Origin of the sequence: Leucobacter sp. OH1287, assembly GCF_003859945.1 — a bacterium.
Classification (GTDB): Bacteria; Actinomycetota; Actinomycetes; order Actinomycetales; family Microbacteriaceae; genus Canibacter.
The window spans coordinates 15,902-35,536 of record NZ_RQYM01000015.1; the positions used below are offsets into that span (position 1 = coordinate 15,902).

General features: G+C 59.0%; 16 protein-coding genes. 5 read left to right on the forward strand and 11 right to left on the reverse strand.

The genetic code is table 11. The features are described 5' to 3' along the window. The first annotated feature begins 44 nt into the window (after positions 1–44). From EII30_RS07845 to EII30_RS07860, 4 genes are all read left to right on the forward strand, one after another. Positions 45–1,196 (forward strand): ABC transporter ATP-binding protein, encoded by a 1,152-nt coding sequence (locus tag EII30_RS07845; RefSeq protein WP_233569453.1) that lies wholly within the window; start codon positions 45–47, stop codon positions 1,194–1,196. Positions 1,197–1,249: 53 nt separating this feature from the next. Beyond that, entirely contained in the window at positions 1,250–2,428 is a 1,179-nt protein-coding gene (locus tag EII30_RS07850; protein ID WP_233569455.1) for an extracellular solute-binding protein, read from the forward strand. A gap of 98 nt (positions 2,429–2,526) precedes the next feature. Beyond that, the gene (locus EII30_RS07855) at positions 2,527–3,402 is read left to right on the forward strand and encodes an ABC transporter permease (protein ID WP_124886785.1); all 876 of its coding nucleotides are present in this window, start codon (positions 2,527–2,529) and stop codon (positions 3,400–3,402) included. 11 nt (positions 3,403–3,413) lie between these two features. Then, positions 3,414–4,229, forward strand: a complete 816-nt coding sequence (locus EII30_RS07860; RefSeq protein WP_124886786.1) for an ABC transporter permease — start codon at positions 3,414–3,416, stop codon at positions 4,227–4,229. A gap of 75 nt (positions 4,230–4,304) precedes the next feature. Here EII30_RS07860 and hpaD read toward each other — a convergent pair whose 3' ends face one another. The 10 genes from hpaD to EII30_RS07910 form a co-directional block, all read right to left on the reverse strand. Next, a complete protein-coding gene (hpaD, locus tag EII30_RS07865; RefSeq protein WP_124886787.1) occupies positions 4,305–5,447 on the reverse strand; it encodes a 3,4-dihydroxyphenylacetate 2,3-dioxygenase in 1,143 nt (380 codons plus the stop codon). 30 nt (positions 5,448–5,477) lie between these two features. Continuing rightward, positions 5,478–6,980 (reverse strand): 5-carboxymethyl-2-hydroxymuconate semialdehyde dehydrogenase, encoded by a 1,503-nt coding sequence (hpaE, locus tag EII30_RS07870; RefSeq protein WP_124886788.1) that lies wholly within the window; start codon positions 6,978–6,980, stop codon positions 5,478–5,480. A 78-nt stretch (positions 6,981–7,058) separates the two neighbouring features. Beyond that, entirely contained in the window at positions 7,059–8,693 is a 1,635-nt protein-coding gene (locus EII30_RS07875) for a fumarylacetoacetate hydrolase family protein (RefSeq protein WP_124886789.1), read from the reverse strand. Position 8,694: 1 nt separating this feature from the next. After that, on the reverse strand, positions 8,695–9,564 hold the full coding sequence (locus tag EII30_RS07880; RefSeq protein ID WP_124886790.1) for an HpcH/HpaI aldolase/citrate lyase family protein: 870 nt from the start codon (positions 9,562–9,564) through the stop codon (positions 8,695–8,697). Continuing rightward, the gene (locus EII30_RS07885; RefSeq protein WP_124886791.1) at positions 9,549–10,334 is read right to left on the reverse strand and encodes a fumarylacetoacetate hydrolase family protein; all 786 of its coding nucleotides are present in this window, start codon (positions 10,332–10,334) and stop codon (positions 9,549–9,551) included. The genes EII30_RS07880 and EII30_RS07885 overlap by 16 nt, the downstream gene beginning before the upstream one ends. Positions 10,335–10,373: 39 nt before the next feature. Further along, positions 10,374–11,546, reverse strand: a complete 1,173-nt coding sequence (solA, locus tag EII30_RS07890; protein WP_124886792.1) for an N-methyl-L-tryptophan oxidase — start codon at positions 11,544–11,546, stop codon at positions 10,374–10,376. A 57-nt stretch (positions 11,547–11,603) separates the two neighbouring features. Continuing rightward, entirely contained in the window at positions 11,604–12,731 is a 1,128-nt protein-coding gene (locus tag EII30_RS07895) for a tyramine oxidase subunit B (protein ID WP_124886793.1), read from the reverse strand. Next, positions 12,724–14,295, reverse strand: coding sequence for an APC family permease (locus tag EII30_RS07900; protein ID WP_370267065.1), 1,572 nt, complete (start codon positions 14,293–14,295; stop codon positions 12,724–12,726). Before EII30_RS07900 ends, EII30_RS07895 begins: the two co-directional genes overlap by 8 nt. 43 nt (positions 14,296–14,338) lie before the next feature. Then, complete coding sequence (locus EII30_RS07905) at positions 14,339–15,754, reverse strand: aldehyde dehydrogenase family protein (RefSeq protein WP_124886794.1); 1,416 nt, start codon at positions 15,752–15,754, stop codon at positions 14,339–14,341. Positions 15,755–15,786: 32 nt separating this feature from the next. Next, complete coding sequence (locus EII30_RS07910) at positions 15,787–17,727, reverse strand: FAD-dependent monooxygenase (protein ID WP_124886795.1); 1,941 nt, start codon at positions 17,725–17,727, stop codon at positions 15,787–15,789. Positions 17,728–17,854: 127 nt separating this feature from the next. Between EII30_RS07910 and EII30_RS07915 the strand changes: the two genes are divergently transcribed. Then, a complete protein-coding gene (locus EII30_RS07915) occupies positions 17,855–18,565 on the forward strand; it encodes an IclR family transcriptional regulator (RefSeq protein WP_124886796.1) in 711 nt (236 codons plus the stop codon). Positions 18,566–19,045: 480 nt separating this feature from the next. On the opposite strand, the gene EII30_RS07920 is transcribed toward EII30_RS07915, so the two are convergent. After that, on the reverse strand, positions 19,046–19,531 hold the full coding sequence (locus EII30_RS07920) for a hypothetical protein (RefSeq protein WP_124886797.1): 486 nt from the start codon (positions 19,529–19,531) through the stop codon (positions 19,046–19,048). Positions 19,532–19,635: the final 104 nt, after the last annotated feature.

Sequence of the window (19,635 nt, forward strand, 5' to 3'; positions counted from 1 at the left end):
CAGGTCGTTATCCGACAAGGACGTTGCGTATTTAAGGAGCTATCATGGCAAGACCCGACAGCAAAGACGAAATGAGTGGTCTGGGCTACGAAACCCACCGAGACCGCAAGCAAACCGCCCACACCTCACTGCTTAAAACAGCCGCTAACGCTGTTGAGCTTAAGGGTGTGACCAAGAGCTTTGGTGATTTCACCGCCGTCGACAACCTGGATCTAACCATCAGGCAGGGCGAGTTCTTCTCAATGCTCGGACCCTCTGGATCCGGCAAAACCACGGTGCTGAGAATGATCGCCGGATTTGAACCCACGACATCCGGCAGCATCTTCCTCGACGGCCAGGACGTCACCTCACTGCCCCCGTTTGACCGCGAGGTGAACACCGTATTCCAGGATTACGCGCTGTTCCCGCACATGACCATCTTCGAGAACGTCGAGTACGGCCTCAAAGTGCACCGTGTGCCAAAGGCCGAACGGCAGCGGCTCGTCACTGAGGCACTGGAGCAGGTTAGACTCGACCACCTCGCCGAGCGGCGCCCATCACAGCTGTCAGGCGGTCAACGGCAGCGGATCGCGCTGGCTCGCGCGCTGATTCTTCGTCCCAAGGTGCTACTGCTTGATGAACCACTTGGCGCACTGGACAAACAGCTGCGCGAACAGATGCAGGTTGAGCTGAAACAGATCCAGCGCGAGGTTGGAATCACCTTCGTGTTCGTCACCCACGACCAGGAGGAGGCACTAACCCTGTCCGACCGCATCGCGGTGTTTAAGGACGGCGAAATTGAGCAGATCGGTACACCGCGCGAGGTTTACGAAAAGCCAACAACCAGCTTCGTCGCAAAGTTCCTCGGCATCACCAACCTGCTCGACGACACTCTCTCCAACCAGCTGCTCGGGAGGCAGGGCACACACAGCCTGCGACCCGAGCGGATCCGGATCCACACACAAAACCCCGCTGGTGCCGCCACCGCACGAACCGCGGCCGTGACCAATAACACGATCACACTGCCCGCAACGGTTCGAGAGGTTGTTTATGCGGGCCCCGCAACCCGGTATCTGCTCGACACCGTCGATGACCATCGCCTAATCGCCGAGGTGCAAAACACGCAGCTGATAACCGACAGCAGCAAAACCCCGCAGCGCGGAGACCGCGTTACCGCCGAGTTCGAGGCGGATCACGCAACCGCCATCCCCGGCTAGATTCCAATAATTCAACCAATAAAAACACTAAACAAAGGAGTAAAGAAGTGAAAATTTCAAAGAAGCAAATGCTGCCGGCCGTAGCGCTGGCAGCGGCCGCTGCCCTGGTGCTCTCGGGATGCTCGGGCGGATCCGACAGCTCCTCCGGTGAGCTTAAAATCGAGGTGCCTGATATCCCGATGATTGAAAAAATCGGGGACAACGAAAAAGAGGTAAACATTGTTGCCTGGTCTGGTTTTGTTGAGCCAGCTTGGACAGACAAGTTTGAGGCGGAGACCGGCTGCACGGTTAACCGTAAAATCGCTGGCACCTCGGACGAGATGGTGCAGCTGATGCGCACCGGAAACTACGACCTTGTGTCCGCCTCGGGTGACGCGAGCCTCCGCCTGATCGTGGGCGGTGATGTGCAGCCGCTGAACATGGATCTGATCCCAAACTTCGGCGACGACATTGTTGAGGGCATGAAGGGTCAGGTGTATGACACCCTCAACGGCAAGTCCTACGGTGTGCCAATCGGGCGCGGCGCAAACATTCTGCAGTACAACACGGATGCGGTGACGGAGGCGCCGACCAGCTGGGATGTTGTGTGGGAGAGCGACTCACCCTACGCAGGCAAGATCCTCGCCTATGACGCACCGATCTACATCGCAGATGCCGCGGTGTACCTGATGCACCACCAGCCAGACCTCGGCATTAAGAACCCGTACGCGCTTGACGAGACACAGCTCGCCGCCGCAATTGATCTGCTGAAACAGCAGAACCAGATTATCGGCGACTACTGGAGTGACCCAACCGCGCAGATCACCGCGTTTAACGGCGGGGACGCGGTTGTTGGCACCTCCTGGGAGATTTTGAAGAAGCTCTCTGCCAACGACAAACTGCAGGGCGTCCTACCGGAGGAGGGCGCAACCGGCTGGTCTGACGCCTGGATGCTGGCAACCAAAACCAAGAACCCCAACTGCGCCTACGCCTGGATGAACTACACCTCCAGCCCGGATGTGAACGGTCAGATTGCGATGAACTTCGGTATGGCTCCCGCAAACGCCGCCTTCTGTGAACTGAACGACGAGGCGAGAGCACACTGCGAAGAGTTTAAAGCAACCGATGAGGAATACTTCAAAAAGGTGTGGTTCTGGACAACCCCGATTGAGCAGTGCATTGACGGCCGCAAGGACGTTAAGTGCACCAACTTCCAGCAGTGGACAAGCGCCTGGCTAACGGTGAAAAACTAGCGGCTAACCGCTGAATTGCCGTACGGGGGTGGGATGTAATCCACACTCACCCCCGCACCGCGGCACTCATAATCTTGATCAGACAAGGACAGTCCCCAATGACAAACCAGATGAAAGCAACTAAGCCGTTCTCGACTGCCTTATATCGTCACCCTCGCGGTCGGCTACTGTCGCTGCTCAGCCTGCCAATGACCTGGCTGATTGTGATCTACATTATTTCCATTGTGCTGTTGCTGCTCACGGCGTTCTGGCACACAGACCCCTTCACATCAAAGGTTAAACCGGGTTTCACGCTCAACAACTTCCTAGATATTGTGCAGGTGCCGTCGTATCTGGCGGCAACCCTCAGAACAATCGGCATCGCGGCAGCCGTCACAGTTATTTGCATAGCCTTCGCGATCCCGCTGGCGATCTACATGGCAAAACTCGCGCCGGTGTGGCAACGCTCCCTGCTGGTTGTGCTGATAACACTGCCGCTCTGGGCTGGCTATCTGGTGAAAATCCTGTCCATCAGAATCGTCTTTTCCGAGAGTGGATTCATCAACTCGACGTTCGGGTGGCTCGGCATCAACTCCCCCGGCTACGGGGTTTTTGCAACCGTTGTCGCACTCGTCTATCTCTGGTTCCCGTACATGATCATCCCGGTCTACACCGCAACAGCCCAGATCCCAGACAACCTGTTCGATGCGTCAAGCGACCTCGGCGCGAAGGGTCTAAAAACCATCGGCGCAGTTGTGCTCCCGCTATTAAAACCGGCGATTATTGCCGGATCCATTTTCACCTTCTCACTGAGCCTCGGTGACTATCTGGCCGCGAAGTTTGTGGGCGGATCCACCCAGCTCATTGGCACGATTATTGCCTCAAACATAAACCTCAACCCGCCTGTTGCTGCTGCTTTCGCGGTTGTGCCTATCGTTATTGTTTTGACGTTCCTGTTGACGGTGCGTAAGACCGGCGCGATTGAAAACATCTAGGAGGACTAAAAGTGTTGTATCTCAGTCGCAGTCTCAAAATCACTATCTCAACAATCGCGATTCTGTTGCTGATCGCGATCTATATCCCGCTGCTGGTGATTATCGTCAACTCGTTTAACGCTAACAAGGTCGCAGGCTGGCCGGTAGTTAACTTCAGTATGGAATGGTGGCAGAAGGCACTAACAAACGAGGCGATGTTGCAGTCCCTTGTGCACTCGCTGGTGGTTGCCGCGGCCGCAACGGCTATCGCCCTGCTGCTTGGCACACTTGCCGCTTTCGCGCTGCAGCGTTTCAAATTCTTCGGGCGCGAAACCGTGAACCTGATGATTATTCTGCCGATCACCCTGCCCGGTGTTGTCACCGGTGTCGCGCTCTCAAACACCTTCTATCAGGTGCTGGATCCGGCGGGCATCAAGGTTGGGTACGCTGGCCTGATTATCGCCCACGCAACATTCTGCATTGTGATGGTTTTCAACAATGTGATTGCCAGGCTCCGTCGCATGAACCCCAACCTGGAGGAGGCGTCGATGGATCTCGGTGCGGGCATCGGTAAAACATTCAGCCTTGTCACCTTCCCACAGTTCAGGGGCGCCTTCATCGCGGGTGGTTTACTCGCTTTCGCTCTATCGTTTGACGAGGTCTATGTCACGGTGTTCACCGCACCCCCGGGAGTGGACACACTGCCGATCTGGATTATGAACCAGATGGCAAGACCGAACGAAGCAAACCAGGTGAATGTGGTGGCGACGATTATCATCCTGCTGTCGCTGATCCCGGTTTATGTTTCACAGCGGATGACAGAGCGGGCAGCAAAACTCCAAAAGTAACTGCCCGAAAACTCCCCAGAGAACGGCAAATACCCCGCGGGTTTCCCGCGGGGTATTTCCTGTTTAAGCTACGACCTAGAGCGTCTCGCCGAGCTTAAAGCCCTTCTCGGTGTCACCCTCGCGGGTGTATGAGAAGCCGTCGGCGCCGATGGTTACCGCCATCTCGCTGCTGTCAGTGCGGGCGACAACCGGCTGTGGGTTGCCGTCGAGGTCGAGCACGAGTGAAGCGTCGGTGTACCATGATGGCACAACCGGGTTGCCCCACCAGTCGCGGCGCTGGTTGTCGTGCACATCCCAGGTGACTACCGGGTTGTCTGGGTCGCCCGTGTAGTAGTCCTGGGTGTAGATTTCCACGCGGTGACCGTCGGGATCCCGCAGGTAGAGATAGAAGGCGTTTGAGACGCCGTGCCTGCCTGGTCCACGCTCGATCATGTCGCTCATGCGCAGCGCGCCGAGCTTGTCGCAGATCGCGAGAATGTTGTGTTTCTCGTGTGTTGCGAAGGCGACGTGGTGCATGCGCGGGCCGTCGCCGCCGGTTGCGGCGGTGTCGTGCACGGTTGGCTTGCGACGCAGCCACGCAGCATAGACGGTGCCCTCTTTATCCTGAATGTCCTCGGTTACGCGGAAACCAAGATCCTGGTAGTGGCGGACCGCGCGCGGCACGTCCGGGGTGACCTGGTTGAAGTGGTCAAGCCTGACCAGCTCACCGGGAATGTGCTTCTCGTAGTGCCAAGACATTCTCTCAACGTGCTCGGTCTGGTAGAAGAACTCGTACGGGAAGCCGAGCGGATCCACAACCCGCACCGAATCGCCGATGCCCTTCACAAAACCGTTCTCGTTGCGACGCACATCACAGCCCAGCTCGGTGTAGAACGCAACCGCTTTGTCGAGATCCTCGGGGGTTCTCACCCGGTAGGAGAACGCAGCAACGGCCGCGACTGGTCCCTGCCTGAGCACCAGGTTGTGGTGGATGAACTCCTCGGTTGAGCGCAGGTAAACGGTGCTGTCGTCCTCCTCGGTGACGTACAGTCCGAGCACGTCAACGTAGAAGTTGCGGGATTTTTTTAGATCCGTGACAACCAGTTCCATGTACGCACACCGCAGGATATCGGGCGCGGGCGCGCTCGGGGTTTTCACCGGGTTTGCCGCCTCGATCGGTGCTTCTTTTGTCACCCAGAAACCGGATGATGTTTTATCTGCCTCGTTTAGTTTCGACATGTTCTCTTCCTTAGAGTCTTGTTTGCCAAATTACTGTTTTTGAGCTGCACCAAAACGCGGTGAGTGCGACTCGTTAAGGGTAATGTGCACCGCCTGCTGGTCGGTGTAGAAATCGATTGAGCGGTAGCCACCCTCGTGGCCGAGACCGGACGCTTTCACGCCGCCGAACGGTGTGCGCAGGTCACGCACATTGTTCGAGTTCAGCCAAACCATTCCCGCCTCAACAGCCTGCGCGAAGTTGTGTGCGCGCTTCAGGTTCGAGGTCCAAATGTAGGCCGCGAGACCGTATTTGGTGTTGTTGGCGAGCTCCAGAGCTTCCTCATCGGTGTCAAACGGGGTGATCGCAACAACCGGTCCGAAGATTTCCTCCTGGAAGATTCGAGCGTCCGGTGACACGTCAGCGAACGCGGTCGGCGCAACAAAGTTACCCTCCGGGAACTCCTCTGGCCTGCCGCCGCCGGCGATCAAACGCCCCTCGGTTTTGCCGAGCTCAACATAGCTCATAACCTTCTCGAAGTGCTCCGGGTGCACAAGCGCACCAACCTCTGTTTTCGGATCGCTCGGCAAACCAACCACGATGTTCTTGGCGCGCTCCGCATAGCGCTCAACAAACTCGTCGTAGATGTCACGCTGCACCAGGATACGGGATCCGGCTGTGCAGCGTTCACCGTTCAAGCTGTAAACACCGAACACGGTTGCGTCGAGCGCCTGCTCCAGGTCGGCGTCCGCGAACACAATCGCCGGGCTTTTACCGCCGAGCTCCATCGACAGGCCCTTTAGGTGAGGGGCCGCGTTGCCGAAGATAATCTGCCCGGTTTTGCTCTCACCGGTGAACGAGATAAGCGGCACATCCGGGTGTTTCACGAGTGCGTCACCGGCTGTTTCACCGAAGCCGTTTACCAGGTTGAAAACACCGTCTGGCACACCGGCCTCACGGAATATCTCCGCCCACAGTGACGCAGACAGCGGGGTAAACTCCGCGGGTTTTAACACCACGGTGTTTCCGGTTGCGAGCGCCGGCGCCAGCTTCCATGACTCCAGCATGAACGGGGTGTTCCACGGGGTGATCAGACCGGCAACGCCGATCGGTTTCCGGTTAACATAGTTGATCTGCCTGCCCGGCACCTTAAAGGTGTCATCGTGCTGTGACACAATTAGATCCGCAAAGAATCTGAAGTTCTCGGCGGCACGCTGCGCTTGCCCTTTCGCTTGGGTGATTGGCAGACCGGAATCCCAGCTCTCCATCGCCGCAAGCTGCTCGTCACGCGATTCAACAATGTCAGCGATTTTGTGCAGCACACGCGCCCGCTGCCGCGGCAGCAGTTTCGGCCACGGCCCCTCTTTGAAGGCGCGGGTTGCGGCGGCAACGGCGAGGTCAACGTCTGCTTTTTTGCCTGACGCAGCCTTAATGTACGGCTGATTGGTTACCGGATCGATAACGTCAAACTCGTCACCGTCCACCGAGTCAACAAACTCGCCGTCAATAAAGTGACGGATCTTGTCCGGCAGCCCTGCTGGTTTTTCGTGGTTCATGATAGCTCTCCTTAGGTCTTAAAAATCTGCTCTGTTTCTGGGGTGCGCCCGTGGGTGCGGCGCCGCTGTTGGTTCCGGTTAAGCTGCTTTTGTGGATCCATCATCCCCCTTTTTCTCTGTCTCGGCCTCGTATCTTGCGCGCCACTGGGCGTTCATCGGGAACAGGCCATCAACCGCGGCGCCAGCGTTAACCTGTTCGGCAATCCAGGCATCCTCTCGCTCCTGCTTGGCGGCCGCGTGCGCGACCTCCTCGAGAAGCGCCGCCGGAATCACAATCACGCCGTCATCATCGCCCATAATAATGTCGCCCGGGATCACCGCGGCACCGCCGCAGCTGATCGCAACGTCTGTCTCCCAAGGCACGTGCACTCGCCCGAGCACGCTGGGGTGGGATCCCTTCGCAAACACCGGAATATCAATCTCTGCAACCGCGCCGCTGTCGCGCACGCAGCCGTCGGTGACAACGCCGGCCGCGCCACGGTATTTGGCGCGCAGTGCGAGCACATCGCCGACCGTTCCCGAGGCTTCTCTGCCACGCGCCTCAATCACCAGCACCTCGCCCGCGCCGACACTGTCGAACGCCCGCTTCTGCGCGTTAAACCCGCCGCCGTACTGTTTAAACAGGTCTGGCCTGAAGGGAATAAACCGCAGAGTTTTCGCAACCCCGAGGGTTTTCACGCCGGGCTTTGTCGGTTTCACACCGTCAAGGAAGATATCGACGTAGCCGCGTTTACGCAGCTCCGCCGAGACGGTTGCGACAGCCACCTCGCTGAGTAGCTCCCGCAGCTGCGGGGTGAGCGGATCCACCCCCGCCGCGCCAGCCACGCCAGCGCCGTTTACCCCAGCGCCATTTGCCCCAGCGCCAGCGCCAGCAGCGCCGTTAGCACCGCCGTTGCCGCCGCCCGCCGCGCTGTCGAGCGGGCTCGCCTTACCAGCGGCAACCGCCGCCGCGTGGGTCTCGGCATCACCCCATGCTTCCAACCGTTTACTGTCGTCAACCCGCGGTTTTGCGCCGTAGTCGCCTACCGGGCGGGACGACTCCACAACCGTGGTGACCAGCCGGCCGGTGCTCTGCGGGTTGCGGCTGCCGGGGGTGTCCACCTCAACGGCAACTGTGTCGCCCGGCACAATCACGGTTGATCCTGCGGGGGTGCCGGTGAGGATCAGATCGCCGGGGTAGAGAGTCAGGTGCTGTGAAAGATCCGCAACAATCTGCCCGAAACTGAACATCAGGGTGTCGCTTGTGTCCTCCTGCACGAGCTTGTCGTTAACCCAGGTACGCACCCGGAACTCGCCCGGTTTTCTGCCAGCGGTCGCGATCACGCCGGGGCCAACCGGTGTGTAACCGTCGCCGCCCTTGTTTCGCAGGTTGGATCCCTTATCCACGTCGCGCAGATCGTAGAGCCCGAGGTCATTAACCGCGGTCACGCCGGAAACATACTCCCAGCCGGTTTCGGGTGTTACCCACCTGGCGGTCTGCCCGATAATCAGCGCAATCTCACCCTCAAACGCGAGCAGTTCCGTGCCGGCGGGGCGTTCAACCGTGCCGCCGGTTTGCGCGAGCGATGAAACCGGTTTAATAAAGTAGGACGGGTGCTCCGGGCTGCGACCGCGCTGCTCCATCCGCGACGGATAGTTCAGGTGCAGCGCAATAATCTTGCCCGGCACCTTACCCTGCAAGGCAATCCCCAGTTCAGCGGTGGTTTTTGTCATCCTAGTATCCCCCAGATTCCGTAGCAACAGACTCGTTTCCTAATCCCCCGTCGGGCGCGCCAGCGGCTCCAGCGGCACCGGGCTCACGATACTTCGCGATCAACTGCTCGGTCTGCCTCGCGAGAATCGCAACATCCGCCCCGACCGCAACAAAGTTTGCACCCGCGGCCAGATAGCGCCGCGCGTCAGCCTCAGCAAAGGCGTTAACCCCGACAGGTTTCTTGGCGCTGTTCGCCAGCTCAATCACCCGCAAAACCCGGGAAACAACCTCCGGGTGGCTAGGCTGCCCGATCAGGCCGAGCGAGGCAGCGAGATCCGCCGGTCCAACAAACACCGCGTCAACACCGTCGGTGTTAATAATCTCCTCGGCGTTATTAACCGCCTCCGCGCTCTCAATCTGCACGGTCAAACTGACGGTGCTTCGCGCATTGGCGAGATAGTTCGGCACACGATTCCAGCGTGACGATCTCGCGAGCGCCGAACCAACCCCGCGCACTCCGCCCGCAGCGGATCCGTCCGGGTAGCTGACCGCGCGAGCGATCTCGCGAGCCTGCTCACCGGTGTCCACCATCGGGATCAGCAGGTTCTGCACGCCCAGGTCAAGGAACTGTTTCAGCGTCACCGTGTCACCAAACGGAGGCCGCACAACCGGTGTTACCGGGTAACCCGACAGCGCGTAAAGCTGCGCGAGAATCGACTCCAGTCCGTTCGGCGAGTGCTCGGCGTCCACAAGCACCCAGTCACAGCCGCTGCCCGCGACAATCTCAGCGTTGATCGCGCTGCCAGAGCAGCACCACAGCCCAAACAGCGGCTCGTCGGATTCAGCGAGACGCTCCGTCAGGGTTTTTGGGAGGTTTACTCGAACCGGCAACTCACAACCCCCAGTTCGTGATAGTCAGCGTGCACGGTGTCGCCGCGCTCAATCCACATCGGTTTGGTGAAGGATCCGGCGAGGATAATCTCACCGGCGGCGAGAGTCTGCCCGTGCTGGGCGAGCTTGTTTGCCAGCCAGGCAACACCGCGCGCCGGGTGGCCAAGCACCGCACCGGCAACACCGGAATCCTCAATGCTCTCGTTCCGGTAGAGCAGCGCCTTCGCCCACGGCAGATCAACCTGATCGACGCGGACCGGGGATCCGCCCACAACCATCGCACCCATTGCGGCGTTGTCGCTGATCGTGTCAACGATTGTGCGGCCCTCAAGCTCGAGGTGGGAGTTGAGCACCTCCAGCGCCGGCACAACATAGGCGGTTGCGTCCAGCACATCAAACACGGTGACGTTCGGACCTGCGAGCGGTTTATTGAGCACAAACGCGAGCTCAACCTCGATTCTGACGTTCGAGAACCGGTCAAACTCCAGCACCGACCCTGATTCAAACACCATATCGTCGTGGATCACGCCGTAGTCCGGCTCGGTGATACCGGTCGCCACCTGCATAACTTTACTGGTGAGCCCAATCTTGCGCCCGACAAGCCGCGCACCCCGCTCGATTCTGGTGTCTGACCAGCGCTTTTGGATCGCATACGAGTCGTTAACGGTCATCTCCGGGAACCGCTGTGTCAGCCGCGGCAGCACCGCCCGATCCCGGTCGGCCTGCTCCAGCTCGTCAGCGATTTTCGCGATCTGTGTTTCTGTTAGCACTTTCTACCTCTTTAAACGCTCCTGTTTTGGTGGCTGCCGCTAGTGGCCGCCGCCCGCGTACGGCCCCAGCACGCTGAGGCGCTGCATGTGAGATGCGAGGGCGAATCGCGGATCCACCCCGTCGGTTGAACCACTAACCAGCTGCGCAGCCCACTCGCCCAGCTGCGGCGAGAATTTAAACCCGTGACCTGAGAGGCCAGCGATTGTCACAATTCTGCCGTCATCGCTGAGGTCAACAACCGGCAGACGGTCTGGTGTGTAGGCGCAGTGGTGGACGCTCTCCCGCACCGGTTCCGGGTTGATGTCCGTGAAAATCTCGGCGGCGCGCTGTCCGATCTTAATCAGCTCGTCGCGAGTGTGGTGGGTTGGCACCTCGGAGACGTCACGGAAAACCGGCCACTCCGGGTTGGTGCAGGCTTTAAACGAGTAACCGTCGAAGCTTGGGGCACCAAAGAAGTGTACCTCGCCGATGTCTCGCAGGAACGCCGGGAATTTGCGCGGCACAAACTGTTTCGGGTGGCGCGGCATAAACCAGGTGAGCCCCAGCACCTGCAGGCGCAGCAGCTCGTTCAGCTGCGGGAACAGCCGCGTCGACCAGGATCCGGAGGCAACAACCACCTGGTTTGCGAGCCAGGTGCCGGCGGTTGTGCGCACAAGCACCCCGTTCTGCTGCCGCTCAACCCCGATAACCCGGGTGTTGAAGTGCAGTTCGGCGCCGTTCTTCTCTGCAACGTCGAGGGCGCTCATAATCGCCACCTCCGGCCGCAGTCCGCCGCCGTGCTCGTCAAGCAGTCCGATATCGCCGTCGAAGATGCGGTGCTGCGGGTATTCTTTGCGCAGCTCCTCGGTGGTTAAAACCCGGTGCGGAATCTCAAAGTCCCTAACCGTGCCGAGCGCTGTCTCCAGGTCGGGGAAGCCCTCGGGCGCGATGCTCAGGCAGCCAACCTCCTGATAGATCTGCTGCTTCGATTCTTTTTCGAGCTGCCGCCACAGGTCGCGGGAGCGCTGAATCATCCGCACATAGGTGCCGCCCTCGTGCACGGCGGTGCGGAAAACCCGCGACTCGCCGGCGTAGGAGCCGTGCGAGTGGACGCGACCGTACTGCTCAATCCCGACAACCCGCAGTTTGCTGTTCTTGCTGAGCTGCCACAGCGCCATCGCACCAACTGTGCCGGCGCCGATCACAACAACATCCGCGCGGTGCTGGTCCATATTCACTCCTTTAACCTGCTGTGTTTAACCTGTTTGTGTTGTCAGCCAACCCGCCCGCTATGACAGCGCGGGCTCCTCCCAGAGGGTCAGCTTAGTGCCGATTCCGTCGCGGATCGCGTTGCGATAGACCTTGGTTGCCCAGGCAACATCCTCAACCGGCATCCCGCCAACCGAGTAGACGAAAATCTCGTCTTCGCTCTGACGCCCCGGTTTGTCACCGGCGATAATCTCCCCAATGTCCTCGAACTGGTCAGCATCCATGCGGCCGTCGCGGACCCTGTCAACCAGGTGCATTCCCCAGATTCCGACCGTCTCGTGGGCGGGGCTCGGGAGCTCCTCAGCCCACGCCTGATAGATCTTCCGGGCGTCAGCGACGTGGCGGGAACGCTGAATCAGTTCTTCGTCAAGTCTGAGGTGCGCAGAACAGCAGATAAAGGCGCCGGGTTTCACCCAGTCAGATGCCACAAACGGATAGTTTTCTGACCCGGAAGGGCTCGGCACGGCGATGCTGACAATGTCGCTGCCGCGTGTTGCCTCCTCGGCGTCTCGCACCTGCTCGAAGGTGATCTCCGGGAACTTGCTCTGCCCCCAGCTGATGAACCGGTCAACGCCGTCCTGGCTTCTGCCCGCCACCTTCACGTGTTTGATTCCCGGGCGGACCGCAACAAACGACTCAAGCGAGGTGCGGTTCATCGGCCCCGGGCCGATAATGCCGACGGTGCTGGCGTCCTGCAGCGCCAGGTATTTGGCGCCAACCCCGGGGATTGCGCCGGTGCGGTAGGCGCTCAAAAGGTTCGCTGACATGTGCGCGAGCGGAGCACCAGTATCTTTGTCGTTGAGCGTGAACATTAGGATGGAGCGCGGCAAACCGTGCTGCTTGTTTTCGACGTTGGATCCATACCATTTGCAGCCTGCCATCTGGTATTCGCCGCCCAAATACGCCGGCATCGCCATGAAGCGGCGGTCTGGACCGTCGAGCGGCATTCCCGCAAACGGGGAGGTTTCGGGGAAGAAGAGCATCGCGCCGTGGGAGTTGTTTTCCGCTCCAGCCATACGATAGTCACCGGCGGCAAACAGCTGCAACATATCGCTCATGGTTTCAACGCACTCTGCCATATTGGTCACTCCCGCGCGAATCATATCCGGTTCGTTCAGATACAGAAACTCGATTTTTGTGTTAGACATTTTTATCCTCCACTCCTACAACATCAATAACCTGTGTGCCGTAGGCACCCGGTTCGGTGCCGTGCCCGATCTGCCTGTAGATTTCGGGTTTGACGCTGCTTAGCACGAGCCCCCAGAGGATCCCGAACAGCAGCGCGAACAGCACAATACCGGGCAGCACAAAGGTTGTCACATCAGGTTTTTCTTGGCCGAGCATCAACGGGAAGTTGGCCAAAATCATCACAAACACACCGAGCAGCGCAATGCCTGAAACGGCCGGGGCAACGGTTGTCACCCAGGGGTTTAGGCCTCGATTGTTTTGCTTAAAGAAGCCGATAACACTCAGCGCCGAAATCGCCATCAGCAGGACTAGACCGGCAGCGCCGGTGTTGGTGAGCCAGTTAAACATGGTCAGCACCGGGTAGAGGACCGCGAGATCCCCAAACAAATCCTCGGCAGCACCGAGGGCGTCACCGGCGATCGCGAACCCGGCAACAACAACCAGCGCCAGCACTGTCTGGGTGACGGATCCCACCCACGGCGCCCCGGCGGCGGTTGTTTTCGACAGCTGGTTCGGCAGCACGCCCTCGCGTCCGAGCGAGTAGAAGTAGCGTGCGACGGCGTTGTGGAACGCCTGCAGCGCCGCAAACAGGCTCGTAATAAACAGCACGGTCATAATGTCCGCGATTATCACGCTGGTGTTTGCGCCCATGAAGATGAACATCAGGTCGGGGCCTGACTGCTGTGCCTCGCCAACAATCGCTGACGGCCCGATACCGACCGAGAACGCCCAGGCGCTAACCGCGTAGAACACCCCGATGATTACGACCGCGAGGTAGGTTGCCCGTGGCACGGTCCGTTTTGGATCCTTCGCCTCCTCGCCGTAGATTGCTCCCGACTCGAATCCCATAAACGCCGCAACACCAAACACCAGCACAATGCCGAAAGCCGAGCCTAGCAGGTGGCCGGGGTTGAGGGTTTCAGCGGTAACACCCTCGGGTGCGACCGTCAGTGAAACAACGTCAAAGACCAGCACCGCAACGAACTCGAGCGCAACCAAAACACCGAGCACTTTCGCGGACAGGTCAACGCTTCTCACCCCGAGGAATCCCACCAGCGCGATGCAGACGACAACCCACAGCCACCACGGGGTTTCCACCCCGGTTTTTGCCTGGATCATGCTTGAGAGCTGGAATCCAAACAGGCCGTAGATGCCGATCTGCATCACGTTGTATGAGACGAGGGCGACGAGGGATCCGCCCACACCAAACGGTCTGCTTAAGCCCTGCGCAATGTATGCGTAGAAGGCGCCAGCGTTGGTGACGTAGCGGCTCATGGCGGTGTAACCGACCGCGAAAACCGTGAGGATTAACGCGATCAGCAGGTAACCGAGGGGAACCCCGAGGGACTCGGTGACAGCGAAGGAGGTTGTGACGCCGCCGGCAACCACCGTCAGCGGCGCGGACGCCGCAATAATCATCATAGTGATCGCGGGCACCCCGAGCACTCTCCTGCTCAGACCCGCCGGGTTGCCGTCTGCTCCGGTTGTTACGGCGGTTTGGGTTTGCCGCTTATCTGTGTCCATGGTGTTCTCCTTTTCCCTAGCCTCGTTGCCTGTTTCTAGAGAGTTAGCGTCCGCTGATTACGTGTGGCTCGGCGACGGCTTTGAGGCCCTCCACGCCGAACTCGCGTCCGTAACCGGACTGTTTTGCACCGCCGAACGGCACCATCGGGTGCAGTCCGCCGTGTGAGTTAATCCAGGTTGTGCCTGCCTGCAGTCGTGACGCAACCGCCATCGCCTGCTCGCGGTCGCTTGTCCAAACCGATGAACCGAGACCGAACTCGAGCTCGTTGGCGAGCTTAATCGCCTCGTCGAGGTCGCTGTAGCGGATAATCGGCAGCACCGGACCGAACTGCTCCTTCAGCACGAGCTCGTGCTGTGGATCAATGTCGGCGATGATGGTGGTTGGGTAGAAGTGACCCGGTGCGTCCCGGTCTGGTTCGCCACCCAAAACAACCCGCGCGCCAGCGGCCTTGGCTGACTCGACGAGCCGGTCAACGATCTCGAACTGGCCCTGGTTTTGTAGCGGACCGAGCAGGCTCTGCTCCTCAAGGCCGTTACCCATTGGCACGTTCTTTGCAAACTTTGCCACCTCGTCAACAACCGCGTCGTAGATTGAGTCGTGAACGTAGAGGCGTTTCAGCGCAGCACAGGTCTGGCCGGTGTTGATGAACGCGCCCCAGAACAGTCCCTCGGCGATTGCTGCTGGATCCGCATCGGGCAGCACAATACCCGCGTCATTGCCACCCAGCTCGAGGGTGAGACGCGCAACGTTCTGCGCCGATGCCGCAATAATCTGCTTGCCAACCTCGGTTGAGCCGGTGAACATCAGTTTGCCGATACGCGGATCGCGGCTGAGCGCGTCTCCGATGGTGCGGCCGGAACCGGTGACGATGTTCAGAACACCCTCCGGCAGCACATCGTTCAGTACTTTCACGAGCGCGAGCACTGACAGCTCGGTTGTGCCGGCCGGTTTAATCACGACGGTGTTGCCCATGCGCAGTGACGGCGCGATCTGCCAGATGGAGATCATCATCGGCCAGTTCCACGGCGAGATAGCGCCAACCACACCGATTGGGCGGTAGTGCATTTCGGCGTAACCTGACTCATCGTCAATGATTACCTCACTCGGCAGCGGGGTGTCTGCGGCGGCACGCAGCCAAGCGGCACAGCCGCCGACCTCGAATCGGGCGTTCGGGCCGTTGAGCGGTTTGCCCTGCTCGCGTGAGAGCAGTTCGGCGAGCGCCTCAGCGGATGCTTCAACGGCGTCGGCCGCTTTGTGCAGGTAGGCGCTGCGTTCCTCGTCACTCAGTGCTGCCCAGGCAGGCTGGGCGGCGGCTGCGGTGGCGATCAGCTCGTCAAGCTCGGCAACGGTTTGCACCGGTGAGTTACCGATAACCTCGCCGGTTGCCGGATCCACCGCGGCCTTGCCGTCTGCTACTGAAACAGCTGCGAGTAGTTCGTCGTATGTGTAGTTGGACATAGTGTCTCCTCTTTGAGTTGTTGCGGATGTGGTTAGCTGCCAGCAACCGGGTTGGTTGCTGTGTCGTTGGACTGCTGTGGTTGCATAAAGGCTGCAAAATAGTCGGCCGCCGCTGCAGGGTTGTTGAGCGGCAGAACCGCTGCAACATACTGGTCTGGGCGGACGATGACAACCGCGCCGTCTCGGCTGATTCCCCGCTCCTCGAAAATGTCGACGCTGTCGTGTGTTGCGTAGATTTTCTCGTAGTCGGTGAGACCGAATGGCCCGGTTGCGGGCAAAAACAGTGGTGACTGCTGGCTAATGTGGACGTCTTGGTGCTGCTGTTGGAAAACAGCTTTAATGTCGAGCACCGCGTCGAGGTCTGCGCCGTCTCGGCGGTAGCGTTGAACCGGTGATGCTGGATCCGTCAGAAACCAGTCTGCCCAGCTCGCGAGCTGCTCACCCGTCGCGTCCGCGAAGGCATAGAGACGGTATCTACCGTCGGCGCGGTGGTGGTGACCGAGGTGCACATCCACTGCGTCGGCGACGCGCTTGGTGAGAACTGATTTGAAGCGTTTGCCGATTGGAAATCCGGCCGCGAGCTGCTGCTGTTCAGCGTCCCCGGTGATTACGGACTGCTCGTAGCAGGTCATAAACCCGGCGGGGAACTCGGCGGTCTGCACGTAGAACGCCTCCAGTTCGCCGCGGTTTGCAAACTCTTCTGGTTTTTTCGCCATCAGGCTTGACCACTCCAGGTCAAAGTCGATGAGGTTTTTCGCGGTTACCTGCCGCTCGTCCGAGTAGGTTTTCAGCAGCTGCTCAGAGGCTAGCCCGCTCAGCACATAGCCGAGTTTCCAGCCGATGTTCCAGCCGTCCTGGATAGAAACGTTCATTCCCTGGCCGGCTTTTGCGCTGTGGGTGTGGCAGGCGTCGCCCGCGAGGAACACCCGCGGTTTCCCGTCTGGTGAGGTGGTTGCGTCGTCGAAACGGTCGGTTAGCCGGTGGGCAACCTCGTAAACACTGTGCCACGGGACGTTGCGCACGTCGAGGCTGTAGGGGTGAAGAATCTGGTTGGCGCGGTCGATAATCTCGGTTAGCGGGGTTTTACGTACTCTGCCGCCGTCGTCCCCGGCAACGTCGCCAAGGTCGACGTAGATGCGACAGAGATAGTTGCCCTCGCGAGGGATGTGCAGGATTGACCCCGCCTGCGAGTGGATAATACACTTTTTGCGAATGTCCGGGAAGTCTGTGACCGCGAGCACGTCCATAACCCCCCAGGCGTGCAGCGATGCAGAGCCCTTCAGGGATCCACCGATGACGCTTCTAACCTGCGACCTAGCGCCGTCTGCACCGAGCAGGTATTTTGCGCGGATCACCCGTTCAGCACCGGTTTTTACGTTGTTTGCGGCGGTGTTAATACCGGCGCCGCTGTAGCCGGTGACCTCGCGGATCCGCACCTCAAGCGGGTATTCACCGTCGCCGTAGCTAACGTCGACGAACTCCCAGCCGTAGTCGATGTCGCCGCGCGCTGGCGCGTTGCGAGCGTAGTCGGCGAAGTAGTCGATGACTCGCGCCTGGTTGACGATCAGGTGCGGGAACTCACTGATTCCGACCGGGTCGTCTGGGGTGACAGAGGTGCGCTCGATGTTTGCGGGGTTATCTGCCGCCGGTGACCAGAACGCTGTTTCGGTGATCTGGTATGCCTCTTTTGTGATCTCCTCGGCGAAACCAAAAGCCTGGAATGTTTCGACGCTGCGGGCTTGGATGCCGTCAGCCTGCCCGAGCTCTAGCCGTGAGTCGCGCCGCTCGATGATGCGGGTGACAACACCGGGAAAGTGGGCGAGCTGCGCTGCCGCCGTGATCCCTGCGGGTCCCGAACCAACAATCAGAACATCAACCTCAGCTGGGATTTCAGCTGGACGATTTAATCCGACTCCGGCGGCGGGAAGAACGCGTGGATCAGTTGTAACGTAACCGTGATGGTGGAACTGCATTGATTCTCCTCGGGTACTAGCCAAACCAACATCTTTTCACTATTTGAAAGAGAGTTTTAATTAATGTAAAATGATAGTATTGCAGCGAACCTGAAAAAGCAATCCAAAACTTGAAAATCTGATCAGAATGGCAGCATCAAAGAACCTAAACGGCACTATCTCGCAGACCGTTGACACCGCACTCCACGCACTTGAGGTGCTAGCCGAATTGCCGTCCCCACCGACTGTTTCTGAGTTCGCTGAGGCCCTGCAGGTGAACAGCGCGAAGGCGTATCGAACGCTGCGAACACTCGAACAGAGAAGATTTGTAATTCGTGATGGATCCGGGCGCATCTCTCTCGGCCCGAAACTGCTCCGACTGGCTCAGGGCGTTTCGCCGTCACTGCACACCGCCGCGATGCCCGCCCTGCGCGAGCTCGCCTACAAACTGAAGATGACCGCGTTTATCACCGTGCTTGACGGTGAGCGGGTTGTGACGCTCGCCGCTATCGAGCCGACCGATGTCACAGCAACTATCGCCCGCGAGGCTGGCGCGAGTCACCACATCTCTCACGGCGCACCAGGGCACGCGATTGAATCGACTCTCACACCGCACGAGCTTGCCAGCTACACCGGCGCAACCAAGCTCAGTGACGCAGCCAAGAGCGTTAGGGAGAGCGGCTACTCGGTCACCCGCTCTGAGGTTTTGGACGGCGTCAACGCGCTCGCTGTGCCGCTGCGCCTGCACAACCAGGTGCCCGCTGCTGTCGCCGTTGTGCACTTCAACTTCCCCTCCGACCTCTCCCCGATCGTTGACGCGGTGAACGCCGCCGCAGCGCAGATCAAGCGCCAGTTTTAACCGCTTATCTCGCGGGTGGATCCCGTTTCGCCCGCGCTACCGGTGTTTTAGGTTTCTTGCTGGTTTGGCTTGCGGGCTTTAGGGAGTGATGATGGTTTTGGTGACAATCCATACAGTTGTTTCAACTATTGTTGAAACAGGAAGAGGGTTAACATGCCAAAATCATCATCCCTCCCCTACACCGAGCAGGTAACCACCGAGTAATTGTTCTAAACGCAAGGGCCATTGCAATCAGGACTTGTGCCTGCGACCCTGTAAGAGCGTAACTGCCATGAGGATGACTAGGCCTGCTCCGCTCAGAACCAACCCGTAAAGTGCGCTAAACCCAAGCACGCCTGGCCACGCGGGGTCAGCGCCTTCAAAGCTATCCCACTCAGTTGCACCGAAGGTGATAACAGCAACTAGCAGCAAAACCAACAGGCACACCACATGTACAGCAGACGTTATGTAAAGAGCAATCTTCATAACCGATTCCATTTGCTACTTAATACGATTACAACGGTCCCAGGGGTTTGCAATCTGATTCCAGTGTAGTGCAGGCTGCCAAGACTCCATGTTATAGGTTCCGCTTGGAAACCAAGCCCCAACCACATGACAGAGGAATTGGCGCTCGATCCCCCAGTTCCAATACTTTTTAACGTTGTAAGTACCAAGCACTGCTTTGGCATGCTGCACATGATATTTGTGGACGTTGAAGGCGTTCTGCTGACGGCCCAAAGCAGTGGGATTGACGTTCACGATGTAGTTGGGCTTTGTCGTAACCCATCCGCTCGTGTACCATACTGTTCCAGCATATGTAGTGACATTTGCAGGATACACGATCTGGCCAGATTCGCTGGAGAGCACTTGCTGAAGGGTATTCCCATCCGTAACGTAAGATACTTTAAGCGGAGAACCGGTGGCATCAGTGGCTTCAGCAGTCGCGACACCTCCGAGGAAAATACCTGACTCTGAGGTAAGTAACACTGAGTCGTTACCCTCTGTCAGTGACGGTCGAAAAGTAGCCCACTAGCGCCGCTCGAAAAGTAGCCCAATTCATCTAAAAATGAAAGGGTGATTTCTTTGGATAA

Excerpts from the sequence above, each read along its gene's own strand:
- EII30_RS07845 (WP_233569453.1), top strand. The coding sequence starts at position 45 with ATGGCAAGACCCGACAGCAAAGACGAAATGAGTGGTCTGGGCTACGAA.
- EII30_RS07855 (WP_124886785.1), top strand. The coding sequence starts at position 2,527 with ATGACAAACCAGATGAAAGCAACTAAGCCGTTCTCGACTGCCTTATAT.
- hpaD (WP_124886787.1), bottom strand. The coding sequence starts at position 5,447 with ATGTCGAAACTAAACGAGGCAGATAAAACATCATCCGGTTTCTGGGTG.
- hpaE (WP_124886788.1), bottom strand. The coding sequence starts at position 6,980 with ATGAACCACGAAAAACCAGCAGGGCTGCCGGACAAGATCCGTCACTTT.
- EII30_RS07875 (WP_124886789.1), bottom strand. The coding sequence starts at position 8,693 with ATGACAAAAACCACCGCTGAACTGGGGATTGCCTTGCAGGGTAAGGTG.
- solA (WP_124886792.1), bottom strand. The coding sequence starts at position 11,546 with ATGGACCAGCACCGCGCGGATGTTGTTGTGATCGGCGCCGGCACAGTT.
- EII30_RS07895 (WP_124886793.1), bottom strand. The coding sequence starts at position 12,731 with ATGTCTAACACAAAAATCGAGTTTCTGTATCTGAACGAACCGGATATG.
- EII30_RS07900 (WP_370267065.1), bottom strand. The coding sequence starts at position 14,295 with ATGGACACAGATAAGCGGCAAACCCAAACCGCCGTAACAACCGGAGCA.
- EII30_RS07905 (WP_124886794.1), bottom strand. The coding sequence starts at position 15,754 with ATGTCCAACTACACATACGACGAACTACTCGCAGCTGTTTCAGTAGCA.
- EII30_RS07910 (WP_124886795.1), bottom strand. The coding sequence starts at position 17,727 with ATGCAGTTCCACCATCACGGTTACGTTACAACTGATCCACGCGTTCTT.
- EII30_RS07915 (WP_124886796.1), top strand. The coding sequence starts at position 17,855 with ATGGCAGCATCAAAGAACCTAAACGGCACTATCTCGCAGACCGTTGAC.